Source organism: Nocardia sp. NPDC004123 (assembly GCF_053603795.1).
The window spans coordinates 91,203-113,732 of record NZ_JBSGGG010000025.1; the positions used below are offsets into that span (position 1 = coordinate 91,203).

Sequence of the window (22,530 nt, forward strand, 5' to 3'; positions counted from 1 at the left end):
AGTGGCGCGGGATGGGTCGCCGTAGTAGATGACCAGTGTCTCCAGCAGCGCTGTGGCGTCGTCCTCGGGGCGGTCGAGAGTCCAGATGATCAGGCCGGTCTGCTGGATGTAGAGGTTGTGCCCGAGTTGCCGTGTGCTGCGCTCGATATCAACCGTCTCCTCGCGCAGGATGGCTTCGACAAGCTCGCGCCTGCGGATCTGCGCACTGCTCGCTTGCCGCCGCGTCTCGTCCAGGCAGGTCGTCTCGGCGCGTTCGGTGGATTGGGATATGGTGCGGTCGCGTTGATAGCGGGCGGTCAGTCGCTTGGCGCCGTGAGCACCGGGGGCGCGTCAGCGAAGCCGCACGCGCCGGACCTTGGCGTTCAGGGGCAGTTGGTGGCCAATGGCGCACCGCGCAGCGCGGAATCGATCAACTGCTGCAATGCACCGTCGATCGGCTCTTGGCCGTGGGAGACCGTACGGCCGGGGCAGAACGATTGGATACTGACATTGGTCGCGCCCGGCAGCGGGCTCTTCTCCGCCCCAGCGCTGTCGGAGGAGAAATGGTAGGCGATCAGGCCCGACGGCACCGCGGGATCCGCATTGAGCCGAGTCAGGAATGCTGAACCCGGCACCAGATCTTGGCAACCCGGGGACACCCCGGAGCACAGGGTTCCGAGGTCGTCACCTTGTTCGGGTGTGCCGTAGTCGATGTAGGTTCCGACCGAATCGATTCCGCCGAGGAATTTCACATAGGCCCGCTGTGCGAGACCGCCCATGGAGTGACCGACCAGATCCACCCGTCGCGCCCCGGTCTGTCGACGGATGTCGGCGACCTTGTCGGCGACGGCCTGCGCTGACTCCGAGATCGGTGCTGTCCCCGTAGGATTCCCGGCCAGCACCATCGAAAAGGCAGAGTATCCGCGTGCATCGAGCCAATCCTGGAGGCTCTCCAACCGCGCCTGATCCGCATAGATGCCGCCGATCACCAGGACCGGGTCCCGGTCACCGCCTTCCGCTGCCGCGGTCCCGACGTGCCCCGTGACCAATCCTGTTGCCGCGCATAGCAGGACAAGGCCCGTGCGTGCGATCTGCCTGAGGGAGTACATCGGCCCGCTTTCGTTGAAGATCTGACTGCCGTTCTACCACCGCAGTTATCAGCGTGCCGAGTCCGTGCAGTCGATCCGAATTTCTCGAGTGCCTTGCGGTGGTTCGTGACGGCTTGGTTTCCGAGCCGGGGCATCGTCCTGACGGCCCAACCGGTCGCCGATATCCTGTGCACGCCATTGTCTCAGTCGACATTCGGCCTTACAGGCTCATGGCCAGAGCGACGATGACGAAACCGCCGCCCACCGCGAGGACGTCTTCAGCCAACGCCACCGGAAGGTCGCGGCCGCCGGTCCGCTCGACCAGCAGTCGCCGCGCGTGGAACCCGCCCAGTGTCCCGATTACCGCGCCGACCACGCCGCACACCATCCCGGTGAAGGTGTGGTGCCACCCGGCACCAACTACGGCACCGGCGAAGGCGCCGGTGACGATCCGGGACAGGAACTGCGGCGGTACCGTCCGGGGCGGGGTCGAAGGCAGTTGATCAGTGATCAGCTCGACCACCAGCAGGATGGTCAGCACGGTCACGGCGACTGGGTGCGCGATCCAGCCGGCCCATGTGTCCGCCACCGGCAACCAGCCGAGCGCGGCACCCCAGGCCACCACCGCGGGTGCAGTGAGCGCCCGGAGGCCCGCAACTACACCGATAAGCAGGGCTGACAGCAATACCAGCGCGTGTGTCACGTAGCCCTCTTCTCGTGCAAGTTACCAGGTGAAGGAGTATCCGCGGCGTTGCCCCGGCAGTGGACGTAGCCATCGAGTTCGATGATCATGACGCGCTCGTCGTGCTGGTTGGAGAGTTCCCCCCGGACGCGGACTTTCGCTCGCCCGCCCCGCGCCGGCGCGACGTCGGCGATCGTGACCCGGCCCGTAAGGGTGTCTCCGGGGTGGACCGGTTTCGGCAGCGTCATGCCCCTGACGTCGCGTCCGGCGACGACGGCCCAGCGCGAGTAGACGCCGGCCACGGCGAGCCGTTGGAACACGCACAGAGTGTGCAAGCCGCTGGCGATCACACCACCGAAGTGTTCGCCATCGCCGACATGGATCGCCAGCGGATCCCATTGCTGCGCGAATGCGCGGATGGCCGCCTCGGTCAGGTTGTATCGGCCGAGTTCCTGTGTGACACCGATTATCTCGGTGAGGTCCTCGGCATAGAGGCGCGCGCCTGTGGACTGGTTTCCGTTCATGGGACATCTCCTTGGCGTGGCTCAGGTGAGGAGACACGGTGGACGGCGGTGACGTCGACGGCGAGGATCACTTGGTTGGCGGATCGCTGATGCCGCCAACCAGATGGTCCTCGCCGGCCTATGCGTCAGGCGTCGTCGTCACCGGGTGTACAGATCGCGGGCGATGATCATCTTCTGGATCTGCGGTGTGCCGTCACCGATCTGGTAGCCCGACACGTCGCGCAGCATGGCCTGCAACGGCATTTCCTCGGACCAGCCGATGTGGCCGTGCAGGACGACGCAGTCGTTGACGGCGGCCATCGCGACCTGCGGAGCCCACCACTTGAGCATCGCCGCCTGGGCGGTGTGCGGCTCGCCCGCCATGCGCAAGCCGAGGGTCTGATAGGCCAGCGCCCGGACCGCGGTGATGTAGGTGCTGTGCTCGGCCAGCGGGAACTGCACACCCTGGTTCACCGCCAGCGGCTGCCCGAAGGTGGTGCGCTGCTGGGTGTATTCCACTGTCATGTCGACGGCGCGCTGCGCGGTGCCGATCACCATGAGCCCGATCAGAGTTCTGGTGAGGTCGAATTCGCGCATGATCCCGTGGAAGCCGGTGCCCGGTTCCATCATCACGGCGGAGTCGGGCACGAAGGTGCCGTCGAAGGTGAGCGCGCCGCGGCCGATGGGCTTGCAGCCCGGGTCGTGGAACGCCTGTCGCGCGATGGTCGGATCGTCGAGCGGCACCACGAAGGCGCCGATTCCCTTGGCACGCTTGCCCGGATCGGTCTGCGCGATGACGGCGGCGACATCGGCGTGCGGGGCCTGGGTGATGGAGGACTTCTCGCCGTACAGTTTCCAGCCGCCCTCGACCCGCTCGGCGCGGCAGGTCAACGCGGAGGCGTCGGAGCCGGTGCCGGGTTCGGTGAGTGCGGTGCAGCCGATGGCTTCGCCAGAGATCAGTTTGGGCAGCCACTCCTCGCGCACCGCCGCCGGGGCGTGTGCGGCGAAGAAGCTGGTCTGCACATTGACGAAGAAGTACGCCAGCGCCATGGTCGAGCAGGCGTAGCCGATTTCTTCGGCGCCGATCCCGAGGGCGAGCAGGTCTGCGCCCTGTCCGCCGTATTCCTCCGGCACGGCCAATGCGGTGAGACCCGCGGCGGCCAGCTCCCGCAGCTCCGCGCGCGGGTATTCCGTACTTGCGGCCCGTTGCAGCTGGCCGGGAGTGAACTTCTCGCGGGCGAACTTGCGGACGTTGTCGCGGAAGACGAGGTGATCCTCGTCGAGGATGAATGCATTCATGATGGTCCGATCTGGTTGCAGGAGTAGCTGATTCAGTGGCCGACGAGGCTGCCGTTCTCGGCGGCGGCCACCACCGAGGCGGGCAGGGAGAATCGAGGGCCGTAGGCGGCGGCGAGTTCGCGGGCCCGGGCGGCGAATCCGGCGGGGCCGCCCTGGTAGGTGTTGATGAACGACAGCGCACCGCCGGTTCCGGCTGGGAATCCGCCCATGACCGAACCGACATTGGCCGTGCTCGCGGATTCGACGATGCCCTCCTCGAAGCAGGCGACCACCTCCAACGCCACCCGGAACAGGTAGCGGTCGCGCAGATCCTGGAACGGGATGTCCCGGGCGGGTCCGAACGCCTCGCGCAAGCCCGGCCACAGCCCGAGGCGCTTGCCGTCCGCGTACTCGTAGAAGCCCGCGCCGGCGGCACGGCCCAGGCGCCCGAATTCGTCGACCATGCGGATCACGACGCCCTGGCCCGCGGTGCGGCTGTCCGTGCTACCCGTCGCGGCTTCCCGGTCGGCGATGATCTGCCGGGACAGCGACAGGCTCACCTGGTCGAGCACCAGCAGCGGCTGGGTCATCATGCCGTTCTGCAGCGCCGCCTGTTCGATGGAGGTGGCGGGCACGCCATCGGCCACCATCTCGCACGCCTCGAACGTGGCCGCCATGAACAAGCGCGTCAGGTAGAAGCCGCGACCGTCGTTGACCACGATCGGCGTCTTGTTGATCAGCCGGACCGCGTCGATGGCGCGCGACACCGTTTCCCGGTCGGTCAGAGCACCTTTGACCACCTCGACCATCGGCATCTTGTCCACCGGCGAGGAGAAGTGCATGCCGATGAACGCCTCCGGCCTGGTGACTCCCTCGGCGAGTCCGGAGATCGGGATCTGCGAGGTGTTCGACGCCAGCAACGCGTTGCCGTCGAGGACCGGCTCGACCTGGCCGTAGGTCTTCTTCTTCAGTTCGGGGTCCTCGAACACGGCCTCGATCATCAGATCCGCACCGGCGAGGTCGGCGTCGTCGGCCGTCGGGGTGATGCGGGCGAGCAGATCGTCGGCGCGCTGCTGGGTCCAGCGGCCCTTGGCGACCGCGGCCTCGACCAGGGTGCGAGAATACGTCTTGCCGTGTTCGGCCGCCTCCAGCGAGATGTCCTTGAGGGCTACGGCCACACCGGCTTTGGCGTATTCGTAGGCGATACCCGCGCCCATCATGCCCGCGCCGAGCACCGCCACCTTGGTCGGACGGAAAGGCGCCGTCCCCGCGGGGCGATCAGTGTTCCGGTTCACCTGCTGCAGGTCGAAGAATGCCTGAATCCCGTTGGCGGTCAGCGGATTCATCGCCAGGTTGACCAGGTACCGGGTCTCGATCGTGGACGCTGCGGTGAAGTCGACGAGGCTGCCCTCGACCGCGGCGGCGATCAGGTTGCGCGGGGCCGGCAGATCGGCTCCCTTGAGCTGCTTGCGCACGGTGGCCGCCAGTGCCAACATCTGCTGCGACAGCTCGGCCTCGGTGGCGCGCCCGCCCGGGAGGATGTAGCCCTTGCGGTCCCACGGCTGCACGGGAGCCGGGTTGGCTGCGATCCACGCCCGCGCGGCGGGCAGCAATTCGGCATCGGTGCCGACCACCTCGTCGACCAGCCCGGCCGCGAGCGCCTTGCGCGGGCTGAACTTGGTGCCCTTCAGCAGCACGTTCATCAACGCGCCCGCCAGGCCGAACATGCGCACGGTGCGCACCACGCCGCCCGCGCCGGGAATCACGCCGAGGGTCACCTCGGGTAAACCGATCTGAATTCCGGAACGGTCCACAGCAATTCGGTGGTGTGTTGCCAACGCGAGTTCGAGGCCACCGCCGAGCGCGGTGCCGTTGATTGCGGTCACGACCGGCTTGCCCAGGCGCTCCAGCCGGCGCAGCAGCGCCTTCGCCCCGTCGAAGAAGGCGGCGATCTGTACCGCGTCCGCGCTCTGGAACAGTGGCCCGACCTCCTTGAGATCCGCTCCGGCGCTGAAGATTTCCTTGCCGGAGGTGATCACGACGCCCGCGTAGGTCTCCCGTTCGGCCTCCAGGCGGTCCACGGTGACGGCCAGCGACTGCCGGAAGGCGGCATTCCACGTGTTGGCGGTCTGGGAGGGATCGTCCACGGTCAGCACCACGATGCCGTCCGCACCGAGTTCCCAGCCGATGATGTTCTCGCTCATTGTCTTTCCAGTCCTCTCTGGTGCGGGCGGATCAGCTCAGGCGCTCGACGATGGTGGCGATGCCGATGCCGCCGACCGCGCAGAGCGTGACCATGCCGTAGCGTTTGCCGGTGCGCTCGAGTTCGTCGATGACGGTGCCGAGCAGCATGCCGCCGGTCGCGCCCAGCGGGTGACCCATAGCGATGGCGCCACCGTTGACGTTGATCTTGTCCACGTCGATGTCGAACTGCTGCGCAAAGGTCAGCACCACGGCCGCGAACGCCTCGTTGACCTCGATCAGATCGATGTCGTCGATGCTCAGTCCGGCCTTGTCCAGCGCCTTGCGGCAGGCCGGGTAGGGGCCGGTGAATCCGATCGACGTGTCGGATCCGGTGACCGCGGTGACCACGATCCGGGCGCGCGGGGTGAGCCCGAATTCCGCACCGACACGGGCGTTTCCGATGGCGAGCAGCGACGCGCCGTCCACGATGCCCGAGGAGTTGCCCGCCGTGTGCACGTGCTCGATGCGCTCGAGCTCGTGATAGCGCTGCAGCGCGACGGCGTCGAAGCCGCCGTGCTCACCGATCGCCGCGAACGACGGCCGCAACGCGCCCAGCGACTCCACGGTGGCGTCCGGACGAATCAGTTCGTCGTGGTCGAGCACGACGACACCGTTGAGGTCCGCGACGGGCACCACGGAATCCTTGAAACGGCCTTCGGCCCACGCTCGGGCGGCGTTCTGGTGCGAGCGCGCGGCGAAGGCGTCGAGATCGGTGCGGTCGAATCCGTATTTGGCGGCCAGCAGATCCGAGGCCGGTCCCTGCGGAATGATCGGGGTGCGCTGGTAGGCATTGGGATCCGAAGCGACGACCATGCCGCCGTCGGAGCCCATCGGCACCCGGGACATGGATTCGACGCCACCGGCGAAGATGAGGTCTTCCCAGCCCGAGGCGATCTTCTGGGCGGCGGTGTTCACCGCTTCGAGTCCCGAAGCGCAGTAGCGGTTGAGCTGCACGCCCACCGCGGTCTCGCCCAATCCCGCACGCAGTACTGCCATTTCGGCGATGCCGAAGCCCTGCTCACCGACCGCGCTGACACAGCCCAGGATCACGTCGTCGATCCGGTTCGCGTCGATGCCCTTGTTGCGCCGCAGCAGTTCCCGGATCAGGCCGGTGGCGAGCTCGACCGGCGCGATCGTGTACAGCCCACCGGTCGGCTTGCCCAGACCTCGTGGGGTGCGAATCGCGTCGTACACGAATGCTTCTGTCGTCATTGCTCTCTTTCTTCCGTTCTGTCGCTTCGACGCGACGGTTCATTCGATTGGAAATGCCTGAGCGGCAGCATGTTCAGGTCCGGTCACGCGTGTAGAGCCCATCGATCTCGCTCGCGTATTTCTCGGCGATGACGGCGCGGCGCAGCTTCATCGTGGGAGTGATCTCGTCGCTGCCGGGTGCCCAGAAGACCGGCAGCACGGTGTAGGCCTTCACCTGCTCGACCCGTGACAGTCGCGCGTTGGCGACGGCTACGGCCTCGTCGAGCCGGCGTCGAATGGCCGGATCGGCCGCCAGCACCTGCGGCGACCCCTCGACGCCGTGCGCGGCGGCGAATACAGCCGCCGCCTCGGGCTCGAGGGTGATCAGCGCGGTCACATATTTGCGCCGATCGCCGATGGCCGCCACGGAACCGACCAGCGGGCTCGCCGCACGGATCGCGCTCTCGATATTGGTGGGCGACATGTTCTTGCCCGCGGAATTGATGATCAATTCCTTCTTGCGATCGACGATGGTGACGTAACCGTCGGCATCGATGACCCCGACATCGCCGGTGTACACCCAGCCGTCGGCGTCGACGGCCTCGGCAGTGCGGACCGGGTCGTTGCGGTACCTCTTCATCACTCCCGGAGTGCGGACCACCAATTCACCGTCCTCGAGACGGCGAATTTCTACCCGGTTCAGCACCGTGCCGACGGTGCCCACCCGCTGCGCACCCGGACGATTGGACGTCGCCAGGCCGATCTCGGACATACCCCATGCCTCGGCTACCGGAATCCCCAGCGCCAGCAGGAATTCCAGGGTCTCCGGGGTGATCGGCGCGGCACCGGTATAGGCAATACTCGTCTGGTCCAAACCGATTCGTTCCCGCAGCCGCGCCAGCACCAGGCGCTCGGCCAGCAGATACCGCAGCCGCAGCCCCACGGAGATCGATCGGCCCGCGAGATCCGCGGCGACCTTGCGCCGGCCGACCTCGAGCGCCCACGCGGCCACCGCACCGCGCCGGCCGGTCTGCTCGGCGAGCGCGGTGCGCACCGCCGCCTCGATCTTGTACCAGAGCATCGGCACGGTGATGAACACCGTCGGCCGCACCACCGGCAGAGCGGCCGCGAGGTTCTTGCCATCGGCCACCGTGTACACCGCCGCACCGGTGACGGCGGGCATGTAGTGGGCGAGCCACCGGTTGATGGCGTGCGCATCGGGAAGATAGGACACCACCCGCCCACCGCAACCCGCCGCGAACTCCGGGATCCCCAGCATCGCTTCGGTGCCGAACATGGCGTTGTGATGCGACATCTCCACGCCCTTCGGCGCCCCGGTGGTGCCGGAGGTGTAGATGATGGTGATCGGGTCATCGGCGTCAACCGCACGCCAACGGGACTCGAAATCGAACTCGGGATCGCCCAGGGCTTCGAGTTCGGCGAGCGTCATGGCGCCCGCCGGGGCGTCATCGAGGCAGATCACGTGCTCGACCCGGCCACCCTCCTTGGCTTCGAGCACACGTGCCAGGAACTGTGCCTCGCACACGACGACGCGATTGCCCGCATTGGCGAACAGGTAGGCGATCTGCGCCGGGGCGTTGGTGTTGTAGACCGAGAAGGGGATCGCGCCCAGGTGGTACGCGGCAGTATCGATCAGATGGAACTCGGGGCGGTTGGTGAGCATGATCGCGACCGTGTCACCGCGTCCGACACCGAGGGCCGCCAGCCCCGCAGCGAGCCGGCGCACTCGAGCACCGTATTCACCCCACGTCAACGCGGTCTTGCCGTCGAGTGTGCGCAGCGCGAGATCTCCGGCTCGAGTCGCGCAGGTGTGCTGGAACAGCTCGCACAGCGACTTCGCCTGCGACAGCCGCGAAAGGGTGTCTGTAGTGCTCATGACGGTCAGTGTGCTGTCATGCGCGAATGAGACGCTTGTACCGTGGATCACAAAGCGACCGGCCGCGGTTGTGCCGCCGCCGCAGTCTGTAATGTGCCACGGCTGCCATCTGTACATCGACGTACGCCGGGAGAAACTGATATGCGTCAACCCCGTGACCTCGTTGGGGAGGCCAGAGCCTGGTTCGAATCCTTCGCCAACCGTGAGGTGGCCGAGCCGGAGTTGAGCATCCTGTCCGGGCGAATGATCGACGCCATCGCCGCCGACGTGCCCGAGATCGGATCCGACGCCGCGCTCCGGCAGGAACTTCGGGTCGCGGTGCACGACGGAGTCGGCGCGTACTTCAGCCAGGGGCCGCACGAACGTCCCGGCGATATCCACCTGCCCAACGCCGCCAAGGCGCTGGGCCGCGCACTGGCCCAGCGCAGCTACGACATCGCACTGCTGCAACGCTGCTACCGGACCCTGCAACGCATCAGCTGGGCCGAGATCATGACCTCCGCCTGCCGTGAGATCACCGATCCGGAGTTGCTGCCGGTGGTGCTGGATCTACAGTGGGATCACTTGAGCCGCACCATATCCGGTGCTACCGAGCGCGCTGAAATGGCCTTTCTGGACGAGACGCGGCGGCAAGCGAGCAGCGCGCTGACCCGCAGGCGCGAACTCGTCGAGGCAATCCTGCACGAGGACAGGGTCGATATCGAGCGCAGTACACGGCAACTTGGGCACAACCTCTACATCCAGCAGACCGGCCTGATCATCTGGACTCTGGACCGCACCGAGGACGACGTCACCGCGATGCTGGAGACACTGGCCGTCGACATCGCGACCGGCCTCGGCGCTCCACGTCCGCTGATGCTGCCCGCCGGCGGCCGGATGCTCTGGGCCTGGCTGGCCACACCGGAAGTGCCCGACCTCCGGAAGATCGCTCACCTGAAGGCATTTCAGCAGCGTCAACCGATCGTTCAGTTGGCCGCCGGGGTCCCCGCGACCGGAGTGGAAGGATTCCGCGTCAGCCACCAGGAGGCCCTGCGGGCCTACCGGATCGCCGCGGAAACCGAGCCCGCGCCGGTCACCCTGTACCGCGATGTCGAACTCGTCAGCTGCCTGGCCGCCGACATCGCCGCGCTGTCGCGGTTCGTGCGCCGCGAACTGGGCGGCCTCGCAGCGCGGGGCGAGGCCACCGCACGGCTGCGCGATACCGCCCTGGTCTACCTCGAACAAGGCAGCATGGCCAAGGCCGCCGAATCACTGAGCGTGCACAAGAACACGGTGCTCTACCGGATGCAGCAGGTCGAGGAATTACTGCCGCAGCCGCTCGACGAACACAAGATGCCCTTGGAGGTCGCTCTCCGGGTAGTGGCCACCCTCGGTGAACGGGTGCTCCCGGAGTGAAGCACCGGCACCCTGCCCGCCGCGGCGTCGCAGAGGCTTCCGGCCGAGGACGAATTTCCGATCTCCGGACCGCCACGATCCCAACGGACCGAAGCAGGAATTCGTCCTCGGGCGCGGCGGGCGACGCGCTGAAATCAGGCGCTCCACCCCGCCCAGGACGCGGCATGCACTCGTCACGGAACCAGTTACCGAGGCCGGCCAACGTGACAGATTGCCCGAATCAGCCTATCGGTCATCATGATTCGGGATGCCAGACCCGCGTAGAACTAGCGCGAGTGGTGGTTCCGCGGGATGTGATCGCTTACCGCCGACGTGAGCCGAATCGGCAGAAAGGCCCGGCGGAAGCCGGGCCTGATCTGGTCGAACTCTGGTGCGCGATACTGGGATTGAACCAGTGACCTCTTCCGTGTCAGGGAAGCGCTCTCCCGCTGAGCTAATCGCGCCGACAAAATCCCCCGTGGAGCGGATGACGGGATTCGAACCCGCGACCCTCACCTTGGCAAGGTGATGCGCTACCAGCTGCGCTACATCCGCGTGCTCACCCGGCCTTGTGGGCCGATCGGCTTGCGGGACAGAACATTAGCCTATGGGTGGGTGGTTAATGCAAATCGCCAGGAAAATGAGGGATTTCGGGCGTGGCGGCGATGGTCAGTCGGTGGCGGGCCGGGGTGCGGGGGCGGGGGTGGCCTGGGCGCGGGAAAGGCGCACCGCCGCAACGCACATGACGACGACCGACGCGGCGACGAAGGCGGTGCCGACGGGGCCCGAGCGCAGCCGCTCGCCGAGGACCGTCATGCCGAGGAAGGCCGCGCCCAGCGGTTCGGCCACGGTGAAGGCCGGCAGCGAGGCCGACAGTGGGCCTACCTGATAGCCGCGCTGTTGCACGTACAGGCCGAGCATGCCGCACGCGGCCAGGACGTAGAGCTCCCAACTGGTCAGTGCGGTGCCGATGCCGACCCGGAACAGCTGGGTGACATTCTCCGTGAGAGCGGCGGATATGCCGAACAGCAGACCCGCGGCCGTGCCCAGCAGCAGGGCTTGCAGGGTCGGCACCCGCACCGTGGTTGCCACCGCGATGCCGGCGACGATCGCACCCAGCGCCAACCCCAGCGGCAGCATCCATTGATGCCAGGGCGCGTCGGTCACCCCTTGGGTCGGGTCCCCGATCACCAGGAAGCAGGCCAGCGCGATCGACAGCGCCGCCGCCTGCATCCACATCTCCACCGTCACCCGGCGGCCGCTGTAGTGCGCGGCCAGCGGCAGCGCGAACACCAGCGCCGTCACCAGGATCGGCTGGACCACCAGCACCGAGCCCAGCGCCAGCGCCGCCACCTGGAACGCGAATCCGCCCGCGTCCCCGATCAGACCCGCCAACCATCGCGGATTCCGAATCAACTTGGCGACCAGTGCTTCCCCTTCGGGCACATCCGCCGCGGCCCGCTGCTGCGCCACCGCCGACACCGCGAACAAGATCGCACCGATGAACGCGCAGACCACCGCTGCCACAGGTAGGTTTCCCACCCGGCCAGTCTGCCCGACCGCCCTATGCCGGTCGGTCGTCAGGGGCCCGCTACCAGCGGAATGCGAGGCGGTCGACAGCAAGGGGCAGCCGTCAGCGGTCGATTTCCTCGGCCCAGGCTTGCAGGCCGGCCAGGAAGCCCCGGCGTTCCTCGGCGCCGAGCCGGGACATGGCGCGCAGCAGGGCGTCGGAGCGCCGGTTGATGAAGGTGGCCACATCGTCGCGGCGGTCGTCGGGGAGCGACAGCAGGGTCCGGCGATTGTCGTCCGGGTCGTTGTGGCGTTGCAGCCAGCCGGCCCGATTCAGTTCTCCCGCAAGCTGACTCGCGTTGGTGAGGCTGATGCCGAGGCGACGGGCCAGCTCGCTCACGCTGATGCTGCCCGCGGCCAGCACCTGGGCCAGGACGGCGCCGTGGCGATTGCCCAGCCCGTCCGCCTCGAAGGACGTGCGCAGGGTCGAGGGCATATCGCCGTGGGCGCGGCGGAAATGCGTGGCGATGAGCGGCGCCAGCGCCTCGAGTCGCCGCTGCTCCTCGGCGCTCACCGGTGCGCCCGCGGTGTGCGCCGGTCGCGGTGAACGAGGCACGAACCCTCCGATCGATGTCGAACCGCTGTCTTGACAGAGTCAGGATACAGGTTCAAAAATCAGAACTGTTCAGAAAGATGAACTATCTGTGCACCACTGACCTCTCGAAAGGCTCGCCCATGCGCACCCGCCTGCTCACCGCAGCCGCTCTGCTCACCACCGGATACCTGTGCGGCGCATTCGGTTACGGCTTGATCAATGTCGCCCAGGCATTCAAGACCGTCCCCCTGGACGTCCGCTTCACCTTCCATACCGCCCTCATGAAGGTCAACGGTCCCGTCATGCAATCGGCCATGGCGCTGGCCGCGCTGACCTCACTGCTGCTGGCCGTCTACAGCGGCGGTCTCGTGCGCCGTTTGGCCGCCACGTCGTTCGGCCTCGAGGTGACGAGCTTCGTCATCACACGATTCGGCAACGTCCCCATCAACGGCAAGATCAAGCAGTGGGCGGTCGGCCCGGTCCCCGCCGACTATGCCCAGCTGCTGCATCGCTGGGAGCTGTTCCACATCGCCCGCACCACGACGGCACTGCTGGCCTTCGTGCTCATCGTCACCGTGGCGGTCTTCGTCCAGTCCGCACCGTCGCGTCAGGCGGTTCTGTTGGCCCCCAACTGAATTCGGGCGGCCGGGGCGGCGCCGTGATAGAAGTACCGTCCCAGTCCGACCGAGAACACCAGCATCCCGTACAGCGCGTGCTCGACCGAGGCGGTGAACAGCGACTGCGTCCGCATGTACCGCGCGGCGAACAACCACCCGCCGACGCTGCTCGCCGCCACCGAGAACCAGCTTCCGAACACGATGTGCACGTAGCCGAATGCCGCGGCGCTGGCCGCCACCATCGCCCGCCCGTCACCGAACACCGGCTGGTAGCGGTGGAACAGGAACGACCGGAAGATCAACTCTTGCGGATACACGCTCAGGGCGGGATACAGCACCATCACCGCCAGCCAGATCAGCGGATTCCGCCGCGGCAGATCGAACAGATCCTCCCGGCGCAGCGCCGCGGTCACGGCGGTCAGCGCCACCGCGTTCGCTCCGGCGGTCACCGCCATCGACCGCGCCTGCTCGGGGAATGCCTCCGCCCGCCACAGCGACCCTCGATCGAATCCCTTCGACCGCCGCAGATACACCGTCACCCCGGTCCCCAGTACCAGCAGCGCCGGAATCGGCGGCTTCCCCCGCAGTACCGCGTTGTAGAGGGTCGTCCCGCCGAAGAACAACGCCGCGTACTCGGCAGCCAGATAAACCCACCGCCACCGCCGAATTCTCATGGGCTCCACCATAATTTCCCGCACGTCACCGCGCTGATCGGAACGGATTCTCCCGATTCCCACTTCGCTGACGTCATGTCTAGTTAGTCTGTGCAGTGTTAGCGAATCTGGATTGCTAGGACCTCTCGTGAGCTACTCACTCATCATCGGCAACGGCACGATCGTCGACGGGACCGGAGCGGAACCGTATCCGGCCGACATCGCGGTGGAGAACGGACGGATCGCGGTGATCGCCGCGCCCGGGGCGCTCGCGAACGCGGTGGCGCAGAACCGGATCGACGCGACGGGGCTGCTGGTCACCCCGGGCTTCGTGGACATCCACACGCATTACGACGGGCAGATCACCTGGGACCCGCAGCTCACGCCCAGCTGCTGGCACGGCGTGACGACCGTGGTGATGGGGAACTGCGGAGTCGGGTTCGCCCCGGTCACGCCCGAGAAGCGGGAGTGGCTGATCGGGTTGATGGAGGGCGTCGAGGATATTCCGGGCGCGGCGCTGTCGACCGGAATCCGCTGGGACTGGCAGTCTTTCCCGCAATTCCTCGACGCACTGGACCGGCTGCCGCTGGCCATCGACGTCGGCACACAGGTGCCGCACGGCGCGGTGCGCGCGTACGTGATGGGGGAGCGGGGCGCGAAGAACGACCCCGCCTCGCCCGAGGACATCGCCATGATGGCCAAACTGGTGCGCGAGGGCATCGAGGCCGGGGCACTGGGCTTTTCGACCTCACGCACGATCGTGCACCGCGCCATCGACGGTGAACCCGTGCCCGGCACCTTCGCCGCCGAGGAGGAACTGTTCGGCATCGGCCAGGCGTTGGCCGACGCGGGCGCGGGCGTGTTCGAACTCGCTCCCGCCGGCATCATGGGCGAAGATCTCGCCGCCCCCGATCGCGAACTGGCCTGGATGCTGCGCCTCGCCGAACAGACCGGCCGCACAGTGAGTTTCGGCCTCCTGCAACACGACGGCGCACCCGACGACTGGAAACGCCTGCTGGACGCGGCCGCCGCCGCCTTCGACTCCGGAATCCCGGTGCGCCCACAGGTTTCCGCACGGCCACTGGGCCTGCTGATCGGCCTGCAGACCTTCAACCCGTTCTCGTTCCGGCCCTCCTACCAGGCCGCGGTCGAACGCGCGGGCCAGAACCTGGACGCCCTCGTCGCCGAACTCCGCGATCCCGCGCTGCGCGAGACGATCCTGACCGAGGCCGATCTCCCCGACAATCCGATGGCCTTCATCAGCATGGGACTCGACCGCACATTCACCCTCGGCGACCCGCCCGACTACGAGCCGGACCCGGAAACCAGCCTGGCCGGCGACGCCACCCGCGCGGGCCTCGAACCGTTCCACTACATCTACGACCGGCTGCTCTCCCGCGACGGCCGGGCACTGTTCTACCGCCCGCTGCTCAACTACTCCCGCTTCACACAGGATCCGATCCGCGAGATGCTCCTGCATCCGGCCACCGCGGTGGGTCTCGGCGACGGCGGCGCGCACGTCGGCGCGATCTGCGACGCCTCCAACACCACCTACCTGCTCACCCACTGGGCGCGCGATCGTGCGCGGGGCGAACGCATTCCGCTGCCCCTGGCGATCCGGAAGATGACCTACGACACCGCCCAGATGTACGGTCTGGACGACCGCGGCGTCATCGCCGTCGGTAAGAAGGCCGACCTCAATGTGATCGACTTCGAGGCGCTGCGCCTACTGCCGCCCGCCATGGCCTACGACCTGCCCGGTGGTGCTCGCCGATTGCTACAGCGCGCCGAAGGCTACCGCGCGACGATCGTCTCCGGCGAGGTCGTGCTCCGCGACGGCGAGGACACCGGCGCCCGGCCCGGCGCCCTCATCCGCTCCCAGCGTTCACACTGATTGCCGCACGTGACCGCCGTGTTCACCGTTCGACAACGGGTGAACGCCCTACATCGAGCCCCAGGACTGCCCTCTCGGGTGAAGTGACGTCGGCCGGGGCGGATCAGCTCAGCTGGACCACGGCGGTGGCGCGGCCGAATACCTTGCGGCCCTCGTGCATTGCGGTGATCGCGACCGCGGCGGTGCCGGCCACCGGATCGATCGCCTTGACCTTGCCGGTGAATTCGATCGCGGTCGGCCCCTCGCTGCCCACGTAGACGGGATTGCTCATGCGCACACTCAGCCGCTTCAGCGCGCCCGGATCACCCAGCCAGGACGTGACGAAGGCTCCGGCATAGGCCATGGTGAGCATGCCGTGCGCGACCACGCCACGCTCCAGACCCACCATGCGGGCGGCGTCGGGGTGCCAATGGATCGGATTCGCGTCGCCCGCCACCCCCGCGTAGCGGACCAGATCGCCGAGGGTGAGAAAGACTGTGCGACTGGGCAACTCATCGCATTCGCGGAGCGAGCCGACCGCCCGCGAGTGGGTGCTCCGGTACGTGGCCGGCGTGGGGATCCAGTCGACGAGCTCGACCCGTTCGGGCGAATGCCGCACGAACGGGTCCAGGCCGCGGTGCACCAGCGCCCCGATCCGCTGTGCCACCTCCGCGGTCTGTGCCGACCGTTCCGACCGCGAGATCATGCTGGTCGTCCCCGTGACCACCGCCTCGCCCCACTGATCGGTGACGACATTCTCGAACACCAGCATGTCCCCGCCGAACGCCTGCCGGAACGACTGCAGCACCACATTGCTGGTCAATCGATCACCGACCAGAACCGGCCGATGGAACTCCAGCACCTGATCCGTGTGCACCGAAGCCCGCAGGTCATAACCCATCAGCAGCTTGCTCACCCCGTGCAGCACCGGGCCGCCCAGCAGCGCCACGAATGTCGGTGAAGCCGGCAATGCCGAATACCCCAGCGCGGCCGCGACCTCGTCATCCCAGTGCGCCGCATGCTCGTCCTGAACCGCTGCCGCGAACTCCAGCACCTTCTCGCGCCCGACCTCGTAATACCCGTCCAGCCGGAAGCGCCGCCCCGCCATCTCCCGCGCGTGTTCGATCGCATCGAACCCGTCTCGGGTATCCACGCCGACCCCGGCCTCCATTACCCCACCTCCTGCACGAACCGAAGCGAACGATCTCGAGTCATCGATGTAGGGCAACAGCCGTGTGGTCCAGCGAACCCCGGGTCGATCGAACGTGGGTCGAGCGAAACCTGTAACGGCGTGACAAGGCAGAGTAACCAACGCGAGCCCATTTCTGTCGCAGCGACCCCGAAGCGGACAAAGACCCCCGAGTGAGTAGACAGCTCGGCGACGGTGGTGAGGAACCACCGGATCGGCGTGATCGAATAGGGCCATGCTGTTCCGCCAGCTCGAGTATTTCGTCGCGCTCGCGCGGGAGCGTCATTTCGCGCGGGCCGCGGCCGCCTGCTACGTGTCGCAACCGGCGCTGTCGGAGGCGATACGCAAACTGGAGAACGAATTGAAGGTGCCGCTCGTGAAGCGCGGCCGCACCTTCGAGGGGCTGACTCCCGAGGGAGAGCGGCTGGTGCTGTGGGCGCGCCGCATCCTGGCCGACCACGATGCGCTCAAACAAGAGGTCACCGCGCTGCGGACCGGTCTGTCCGGCGAGCTGCGGCTGGGTGTCATCCCCGCCTCCGCCGCGACCATCGCGCTGCTCACCGACCCGTTCTGCGCCGCGCATCCGCTGGTACGGGTTCACGTAGAGACCAGCCTGGCCTCCGCGGACATCGTCGATCGGTTGCGCCGGTTCGAACTCGACGCGGGCGTCATCTACCCCGACGGGCAGGACACCTCCGGACTGACCGTCACGCCCCTGTACCGCGAAGAGCAGGTGCTGCTCGTCGGCGCCGACCTGGTCGCCGAGCGGACGAGCCCCCTCGACTGGATCGACATCGTGGAATTGCCGCTGTGCCTGCTGAATCCCGGAATGCGAGGCCGCCAGCTGGTCGATTCCGCTCTTGCCACCCGGAATCTGGTCGCGCACCCGCGTCTCGAAACCGACTCGGTCGCAACCCTTTTCGCGCATGTCGCCACCGGTCGCTGGGCCACGGTCATCCCTTCGACGTGGCTGCGCACCACGCCGCCACCCGCCGGAGCCCGGGTCGTGCCCCTGCGAGACCCTGCCGTCGGCTCGATGATCGCGCTGGTCATCCAGTCGGACGAACCGGTCTCTACGCTGGCCCGGGCCCTGATCGAAACCGCCCGCGCCGCACGCCCCGGTGTCGTCGAGCACGAGCACACAGATCGCCCACCCACACAGCGTGGTCCAGAAGCGAGTTGATCTTCGGGGAGTGTGATGGTCCCGAAGTGCGCCGGTCGCCGGGCTGTGCACCGCCGCGCCGAGATGCGGTGGTCGCCGGGCCGGGTCGACCGGCGTTGATCGGTGTTGTTTATCGGGGGATAAGAATTGCCGTTTGAACTGGGCATTCATGATCGACGACAATGGGTTGGCGGACGAATACCCGCGGATCTGTGTCCCCTCCGTTGTCGGATCGTGAGCGTCGGTCCGCTCGTCCGTCACCACCTCGCGCGAACTCCGGCTCACACCGTCGGTGGGCGTGCCGTATCCCTATGCCCGGTGGCGCCATTGCCACCGGCAGGCGATGCGGAGCTGCTCGTACGACGATCGGAGACCGGCTGTGCACCAGATACGCGGACTGACGCGCGAACTGCTGGTGGTCGGTCCCCGCGGCGACGACCACCACCATGCGGTGCGTGTCGCGGCCGGGCTGGCGATCCCGGGCATGGTGCTGGTGCTGGCGGGCCGGACGGATCTGCTGGTGTTCGCGGTATTCGGCTCCTTCGTCGGCATGTACGGGCGTGGCCGCAGCCGCTGGTCACGGCTGCGGCACCAGTTGCTCGCGGCCGCGTTGATCGGTGCGGGCGCGGCGATCGGCGTCCTGCTGGCGGCGATCCATGCCCGTCCGGTGCTCCTGGTCGCCGTCGAGACCGGATTCGCCGCTGCCGGTTCGTTGTTCGCCGACCGTGCCGGACTGCGGCCCGGCGGCCCCTTCTTCGGGTTGTTCGCGCTCGGCGCGCTGGCGTCGGTTCCCGCGTGTGCGGCCGCACCATTGCCGGGACTGTCGCTGTTCGCCGTCACCGCGCTGCTCTGCGTCCTGCTCGGGACGCTGCACGCCGACACGGTCGCGCCGACCACAGAAGCCCGGGCGTTCGAGCTGGGCGAGTCGGCGCGCCACGCCGGCCGCTATGTCCTCGCGGTCGCGCTCGCCGGTGCGGTCGGGGTGGGGTGGGGTGTGGCCCATGCCAATTGGGCGATGGCCGCGGCGGCGGTACCCCTGGCGGCCCAGGGTGCGCGCGGCCACGTCCTGCGCGGGATACACCGCGTACTGGGGACTTTCGTCGGCCTCGCCGCCACCGCGGTCCTGCTGTTGCCGCATCTGCCCGCGGCGCTGCTCGGCGTGCTGGTCTTGCTGCTGCTGTTTCCCACCGAACTGTTCATGGCCCGCAATTACGCTCTCGCACTGGGCTTCTTCACCCCGCTGATCATGGTGATGACCGACCTCGCCGCGCCCGCCGACCCGGTTCGGCTGCTGCTCGACCGCGGCACGGACACCATCCTCGGGGTGGGCGTCGGTATCTGCGTAGCCATCGCCACCCGGCCGCGGACGACTCCCGGGCCGTCGCAGCCCGAACCGGCCGAGGATCGGGGCCGCGTCGCGCCGGGGCCGGAACCTCGCCCGTGAGCCGGGTGTCGAAAGCTCTGTATTCGCGACGCCGGTCAGCGACCGGAGGCCTCGACCCGTACATTGACGTTCTTCATGATCGGCTGGTCGCTCTGGGTGCTGTAGTCGCCTATCGCGCACAGCACATTCATCTCCGGCATGTACCCGGCCGCGCAACCCCGCGGAATGTCATAGGGAATGACCTTGTAGCCGCTCAGCTTCCGCGTGCTGCCGTCCCGGGCGATGCTGGTGATGTCGACCTCGTCGAACTCCCTGAGCCCACGCTCGCGCATATCGTCGGTGTTCATGAAGATCAGGGTGCGCAGATTCTTGATGCCCCGGTAGCGATCGTTGTCCGAATAGATGGTGGTGTTCCACTGGTCGTGTGAGCGCACGGTCGCCAGCGTCAGCACATCCGCGTTCTGTGCCAGTTGCGGCAGCGGGGCCGCGGAGAATTCCGCGCGCCCTGACGGCGTGCGGAAGACGAGTTCGCGTGCGGGCTGGCGGATCCGGAACCCGAGCGGCAACCGCACCCGGCGGTTGAAGTCCTCGAATCCGTCCAGGACGGCGGCCATGGTGTCGCGGATGCGGTCATAGTCGCCGACGTAGTCCTGCCAGGGGGTGTGGCTGTCGGGTAGTGCGGCGCGCGCGATACCGGCGATGATCGCCGGCTCGGAGAGCAGATGCGGGGACGCGGGCTTCTTCATGCCGGTCGAGAGATGCACCATGCTCATCGAGTCCTCCACCGAGGCGGACTGGATCCCGTTGCGCTGCATGTCCTTCTCGGTGCGGCCCAGGCAGGGGAGGATGAGCGCACGCCGTCCGTGCACCAGATGGCTGCGATTGAGTTTGGTGCTGACGTGGACCGTCAACTCGCAGTTGCGCAATGCCTCGAAGGTGTACGCGGTGTCCGGCGCGGCGAGCGCGAAGTTCCCGCCCATCCCGATGAACACCGTCACCTGCCCGGCCGTCATCGCCTCGATGGTGGCGACCGTGTCCAGGCCGTGCGCGCGCGGCGGCTCGATGCCGCACACCTGGCCGAGCCGGTCCAGGAACGCCTCGGTGGGCCGATGGTCGATGCCGCAGGTGCGATTGCCCTGCACATTGCTGTGCCCGCGCACCGGTGACGGACCCGCGCCCTCACGGCCCAGATTGCCGCGGAGCAGCAGCAGGTTCACGATCTCGCGCACCGTGTCGACGCCATGCTCGTGCTGCGTGACTCCCAGACACCAGCTGACGATGGTGCGGTCGGCGGCACGGTAGATGTCCACCGCCGCGCGGATTCGCGCTTCGCTGACTCCGGACAGCTGTTCGATCTCGGCCCACGAGGTGGCCTCGCAGACCGCGCGATAGGCGTCGAACCCGCTGGTGTAGCGGTCGATGAATTCGTGGTCCAGCGCCTTCGGATCCGACTTCGATTGCTCCAGAACGGCTTTGGCCATACCTCGGAGCAGGGCCATATCGCCGCCGATGCGGGGCTGCAGGTTCAGGTTGCTGGTCGGCGTCGCCCGGAAGGTTGCCATCGCGAGGAATTCGTGGGGGATGATCGCCTTGCGCGCCGCGGCCTCGACCAGCGGATTGATGTGCACGATCCGCGCGCCCCGCTTGTGGGCCTCGACCAGTGCCGTCAGCATCCGCGGCGCGTTCGACGCCGCGTTGACCCCCAGGATGAACAGCGCGTCCGCCTCTTCCCAATCCTTCAGATCGACTGTGCCCTTGCCGGTTCCGAGCGAGGCCTGCAACGCGCGGCCACTGGCTTCGTGGCACATGTTCGAGCAGTCCGGCAGATTGTTGGTGCCGAGCTCCCGCGCGAGCAGCTGATACAGGAACGTGGCCTCGTTGCCGAGACGGCCGGACGTGTAGAACGCCGCCCGATTCGGGTCGTCCAGCTCACGCAGCGCGCGTCCGGCCATCTCGAACGCGTCCGCCCAGGAGATGGGGACGTAGCGGTCGGTATCGGGGTCGTAGCTCATCGGTTCCGTCAACCGGCCCTGATTCTCCAGGTCGAACTCGCTCCACCCCGACAGCTCCGTGACGGTATGGGCCGCAAAGAATTCGCGCCCGACGCGCTTGTGGGTCATCTCCCAGGTGACATGCTTGATGCCGTTCTCGCAGATGTCGAGATGCAGGCCCTTCATGTCGTCGGGCCATGCGCACCCGGGACAGTCGAAGCCGCCGTTCTCGTGGTTCATCTTCAGGATCGCGCGCGGCCCGATGATGGGCTCACCCTCGCGGGCCAGGAGACCGGTCACGCTCTTGGCGGCACCCCAGCCGGCCGCGGGGTGATGGTAGGGGTGGAAAACGGGTTCGTGCTCGTCGCTCTCGCCGACGCTCTCGGGTGAAACCGTGGCCATCACGTATCCCTTCGACGATCCGATGATCCGACCGGGCCGGGCCCGAAACTGTCCTCATCCTCGCCACTGCTCGCCGATGACGTCCAAGACGCATCAACAAACAAACGATAGATCTCGCCGATCACCGCGCGCGGGCGCCCCGCCGATTCTGCCCGGGACAGCAGAAAGGCCCGGCGTGAGCCGGGCCTGATCTGTATGAAACATGGTGCGCGATACTGGGATTGAACCAGTGACCTCTTCCGTGTCAGGGAAGCGCTCTCCCGCTGAGCTAATCGCGCGGGTCTTTTGCTCTTCAAAAAGAAGAGGCGGCGACGGGAATCGAACCCGTGTGCACGGCTTTGCAGGCCGTTGCCTCACCACTCGGCCACACCGCCAAGCAGGCCGTGTTGGCCTCTCGAGCGGATGACGGGATTCGAACCCGCGACCCTCACCTTGGCAAGGTGATGCGCTACCAGCTGCGCTACATCCGCATTTCGTCCCGGGCGCCTTTCGGCTGTCCCGCTGACGAGAGAGAACATTAGCCGACGATCTGCGCAGGTAACAAATCGCCTGGTAGGAGGGGGTAAATCTGAACTACAGGCATGTAGTTCCGCCGGTCCTCCGGGGCGGGGAGGGCCGGGTGGGCACGGATCGCGATCCATCCCACCGCGCCCGGGCGACGGGTCCGTGTCGCTTCGGCAACGCGCCGGTGAAGCCTCACCCATCACACCGCCCTCAGAAACCTCAGTTTTACGCTGTTGTGCACGCGATTTGGTGTGACAGCAACCGGGTGTGTAATCTTCATTCTCGTTCGAGCGGCATCGCAAACGCCGGTCCGGACAGTCGCCTCGGCGACAACCCGCGGTTCTATAGCTCAGCGGGAGAGCACTCGCCTCACACGCGAGGGGTCGCTGGTTCGATCCCAGCTAGAACCACCAGA

The 22,530-nt window shown here is 67.3% G+C and carries 17 protein-coding genes and 6 tRNA genes; 6 read left to right on the forward strand and 17 right to left on the reverse strand.

The window, feature by feature from the left end:
• Window positions 1–362 precede the first annotated feature (362 nt).
• From ACWEQQ_RS32370 to ACWEQQ_RS32400, 7 genes are all read right to left on the reverse strand, one after another.
• Window positions 363–1,028: an esterase/lipase family protein gene (locus ACWEQQ_RS32370; protein WP_452342633.1), complete on the reverse strand. Its 666-nt coding sequence runs from the start codon at window positions 1,026–1,028 to the stop codon at window positions 363–365.
• A gap of 259 nt (window positions 1,029–1,287) precedes the next feature.
• Window positions 1,288–1,770: a DUF4126 family protein gene (locus tag ACWEQQ_RS32375; RefSeq protein WP_452342634.1), complete on the reverse strand. Its 483-nt coding sequence runs from the start codon at window positions 1,768–1,770 to the stop codon at window positions 1,288–1,290.
• Window positions 1,767–2,273, reverse strand: coding sequence for a MaoC/PaaZ C-terminal domain-containing protein (locus tag ACWEQQ_RS32380; protein ID WP_452350912.1), 507 nt, complete (start codon window positions 2,271–2,273; stop codon window positions 1,767–1,769). Before ACWEQQ_RS32380 ends, ACWEQQ_RS32375 begins: the two co-directional genes overlap by 4 nt.
• 138 nt (window positions 2,274–2,411) lie before the next feature.
• Window positions 2,412–3,551, reverse strand: a complete 1,140-nt coding sequence (locus ACWEQQ_RS32385; RefSeq protein ID WP_452342636.1) for an acyl-CoA dehydrogenase family protein — start codon at window positions 3,549–3,551, stop codon at window positions 2,412–2,414.
• Between the two features lie 32 nt (window positions 3,552–3,583).
• Window positions 3,584–5,734 (reverse strand): 3-hydroxyacyl-CoA dehydrogenase NAD-binding domain-containing protein, encoded by a 2,151-nt coding sequence (locus ACWEQQ_RS32390; RefSeq protein WP_452350913.1) that lies wholly within the window; start codon window positions 5,732–5,734, stop codon window positions 3,584–3,586.
• Between the two features lie 31 nt (window positions 5,735–5,765).
• Window positions 5,766–6,986 carry an acetyl-CoA C-acetyltransferase gene (locus tag ACWEQQ_RS32395; RefSeq protein ID WP_452350914.1) on the reverse strand — a complete coding sequence of 407 codons (1,221 nt, stop codon included), beginning with the start codon at window positions 6,984–6,986 and terminating at the stop codon, window positions 5,766–5,768.
• A 73-nt stretch (window positions 6,987–7,059) separates the two neighbouring features.
• The gene (locus ACWEQQ_RS32400) at window positions 7,060–8,862 is read right to left on the reverse strand and encodes an AMP-dependent synthetase/ligase (protein ID WP_452350915.1); all 1,803 of its coding nucleotides are present in this window, start codon (window positions 8,860–8,862) and stop codon (window positions 7,060–7,062) included.
• Window positions 8,863–9,003: 141 nt separating this feature from the next.
• On the opposite strand from ACWEQQ_RS32400, the gene ACWEQQ_RS32405 reads away from it, so the two are divergent.
• Window positions 9,004–10,257: a PucR family transcriptional regulator gene (locus ACWEQQ_RS32405; RefSeq protein WP_452350916.1), complete on the forward strand. Its 1,254-nt coding sequence runs from the start codon at window positions 9,004–9,006 to the stop codon at window positions 10,255–10,257.
• A 368-nt stretch (window positions 10,258–10,625) separates the two neighbouring features.
• On the opposite strand, the gene ACWEQQ_RS32410 is transcribed toward ACWEQQ_RS32405, so the two are convergent.
• The 4 genes from ACWEQQ_RS32410 to ACWEQQ_RS32425 form a co-directional block, all read right to left on the reverse strand.
• Window positions 10,626–10,700, reverse strand: a tRNA-Val gene (locus ACWEQQ_RS32410).
• A 15-nt stretch (window positions 10,701–10,715) separates the two neighbouring features.
• A tRNA-Gly gene (locus ACWEQQ_RS32415) sits at window positions 10,716–10,791 on the reverse strand.
• 114 nt (window positions 10,792–10,905) lie between these two features.
• The gene (locus ACWEQQ_RS32420) at window positions 10,906–11,778 is read right to left on the reverse strand and encodes a DMT family transporter (protein ID WP_452350917.1); all 873 of its coding nucleotides are present in this window, start codon (window positions 11,776–11,778) and stop codon (window positions 10,906–10,908) included.
• A gap of 91 nt (window positions 11,779–11,869) precedes the next feature.
• Window positions 11,870–12,361, reverse strand: coding sequence for a MarR family winged helix-turn-helix transcriptional regulator (locus ACWEQQ_RS32425; RefSeq protein WP_452342642.1), 492 nt, complete (start codon window positions 12,359–12,361; stop codon window positions 11,870–11,872).
• A gap of 119 nt (window positions 12,362–12,480) precedes the next feature.
• On the opposite strand from ACWEQQ_RS32425, the gene ACWEQQ_RS32430 reads away from it, so the two are divergent.
• The gene (locus ACWEQQ_RS32430) at window positions 12,481–12,975 is read left to right on the forward strand and encodes a DUF1772 domain-containing protein (RefSeq protein ID WP_452350918.1); all 495 of its coding nucleotides are present in this window, start codon (window positions 12,481–12,483) and stop codon (window positions 12,973–12,975) included.
• On the opposite strand, the gene ACWEQQ_RS32435 is transcribed toward ACWEQQ_RS32430, so the two are convergent.
• Window positions 12,948–13,631 (reverse strand): CPBP family intramembrane glutamic endopeptidase, encoded by a 684-nt coding sequence (locus ACWEQQ_RS32435; RefSeq protein ID WP_452350919.1) that lies wholly within the window; start codon window positions 13,629–13,631, stop codon window positions 12,948–12,950. The two genes, ACWEQQ_RS32430 and ACWEQQ_RS32435, sit on opposite strands and share 28 nt — an antisense overlap.
• A 127-nt stretch (window positions 13,632–13,758) precedes the next feature.
• On the opposite strand from ACWEQQ_RS32435, the gene ACWEQQ_RS32440 reads away from it, so the two are divergent.
• Window positions 13,759–15,504, forward strand: a complete 1,746-nt coding sequence (locus tag ACWEQQ_RS32440; protein WP_452350920.1) for an N-acyl-D-amino-acid deacylase family protein — start codon at window positions 13,759–13,761, stop codon at window positions 15,502–15,504.
• Window positions 15,505–15,607: 103 nt separating this feature from the next.
• Here ACWEQQ_RS32440 and ACWEQQ_RS32445 read toward each other — a convergent pair whose 3' ends face one another.
• Complete coding sequence (locus tag ACWEQQ_RS32445) at window positions 15,608–16,654, reverse strand: fused (3R)-hydroxyacyl-ACP dehydratase subunits HadA/HadB (RefSeq protein WP_452350921.1); 1,047 nt, start codon at window positions 16,652–16,654, stop codon at window positions 15,608–15,610.
• A gap of 253 nt (window positions 16,655–16,907) precedes the next feature.
• On the opposite strand from ACWEQQ_RS32445, the gene ACWEQQ_RS32450 reads away from it, so the two are divergent.
• Together ACWEQQ_RS32450 and ACWEQQ_RS32455 are read left to right on the forward strand one after the other, a co-directional pair.
• Window positions 16,908–17,855 carry a LysR family transcriptional regulator gene (locus ACWEQQ_RS32450; RefSeq protein WP_452350922.1) on the forward strand — a complete coding sequence of 316 codons (948 nt, stop codon included), beginning with the start codon at window positions 16,908–16,910 and terminating at the stop codon, window positions 17,853–17,855.
• A 358-nt stretch (window positions 17,856–18,213) separates the two neighbouring features.
• The gene (locus tag ACWEQQ_RS32455) at window positions 18,214–19,278 is read left to right on the forward strand and encodes an FUSC family protein (RefSeq protein ID WP_452350923.1); all 1,065 of its coding nucleotides are present in this window, start codon (window positions 18,214–18,216) and stop codon (window positions 19,276–19,278) included.
• Window positions 19,279–19,313: 35 nt separating this feature from the next.
• Here the strand turns inward: ACWEQQ_RS32455 and ACWEQQ_RS32460 are convergent, their stop codons facing one another.
• The 4 genes from ACWEQQ_RS32460 to ACWEQQ_RS32475 form a co-directional block, all read right to left on the reverse strand.
• On the reverse strand, window positions 19,314–21,611 hold the full coding sequence (locus tag ACWEQQ_RS32460) for an FdhF/YdeP family oxidoreductase (RefSeq protein ID WP_452350924.1): 2,298 nt from the start codon (window positions 21,609–21,611) through the stop codon (window positions 19,314–19,316).
• Window positions 21,612–21,814: 203 nt separating this feature from the next.
• Window positions 21,815–21,889 (reverse strand) — tRNA-Val (locus ACWEQQ_RS32465).
• 25 nt (window positions 21,890–21,914) lie between these two features.
• A tRNA-Cys gene (locus ACWEQQ_RS32470) sits at window positions 21,915–21,985 on the reverse strand.
• A gap of 23 nt (window positions 21,986–22,008) precedes the next feature.
• Window positions 22,009–22,081, reverse strand: a tRNA-Gly gene (locus ACWEQQ_RS32475).
• A 372-nt stretch (window positions 22,082–22,453) separates the two neighbouring features.
• Between ACWEQQ_RS32475 and ACWEQQ_RS32480 the strand changes: the two genes are divergently transcribed.
• A tRNA-Val gene (locus tag ACWEQQ_RS32480) sits at window positions 22,454–22,528 on the forward strand.
• The last annotated feature ends 2 nt before the right edge of the window (window positions 22,529–22,530 follow it).

Coding starts and splice junctions, on each gene's coding strand:
- ACWEQQ_RS32395 (WP_452350914.1), bottom strand. CDS start 6,986: ATGACGACAGAAGCATTCGTGTACGACGCGATTCGCACCCCACGAGGT.
- ACWEQQ_RS32390 (WP_452350913.1), bottom strand. CDS start 5,734: ATGAGCGAGAACATCATCGGCTGGGAACTCGGTGCGGACGGCATCGTG.
- ACWEQQ_RS32385 (WP_452342636.1), bottom strand. CDS start 3,551: ATGAATGCATTCATCCTCGACGAGGATCACCTCGTCTTCCGCGACAAC.
- ACWEQQ_RS32405 (WP_452350916.1), top strand. CDS start 9,004: ATGCGTCAACCCCGTGACCTCGTTGGGGAGGCCAGAGCCTGGTTCGAA.
- ACWEQQ_RS32435 (WP_452350919.1), bottom strand. CDS start 13,631: ATGAGAATTCGGCGGTGGCGGTGGGTTTATCTGGCTGCCGAGTACGCG.
- ACWEQQ_RS32450 (WP_452350922.1), top strand. CDS start 16,908: ATGCTGTTCCGCCAGCTCGAGTATTTCGTCGCGCTCGCGCGGGAGCGT.
- ACWEQQ_RS32460 (WP_452350924.1), bottom strand. CDS start 21,611: ATGGCCACGGTTTCACCCGAGAGCGTCGGCGAGAGCGACGAGCACGAA.
- ACWEQQ_RS32445 (WP_452350921.1), bottom strand. CDS start 16,654: ATGGAGGCCGGGGTCGGCGTGGATACCCGAGACGGGTTCGATGCGATC.
- ACWEQQ_RS32380 (WP_452350912.1), bottom strand. CDS start 2,273: ATGAACGGAAACCAGTCCACAGGCGCGCGCCTCTATGCCGAGGACCTC.
- ACWEQQ_RS32400 (WP_452350915.1), bottom strand. CDS start 8,862: ATGAGCACTACAGACACCCTTTCGCGGCTGTCGCAGGCGAAGTCGCTG.
- ACWEQQ_RS32430 (WP_452350918.1), top strand. CDS start 12,481: ATGCGCACCCGCCTGCTCACCGCAGCCGCTCTGCTCACCACCGGATAC.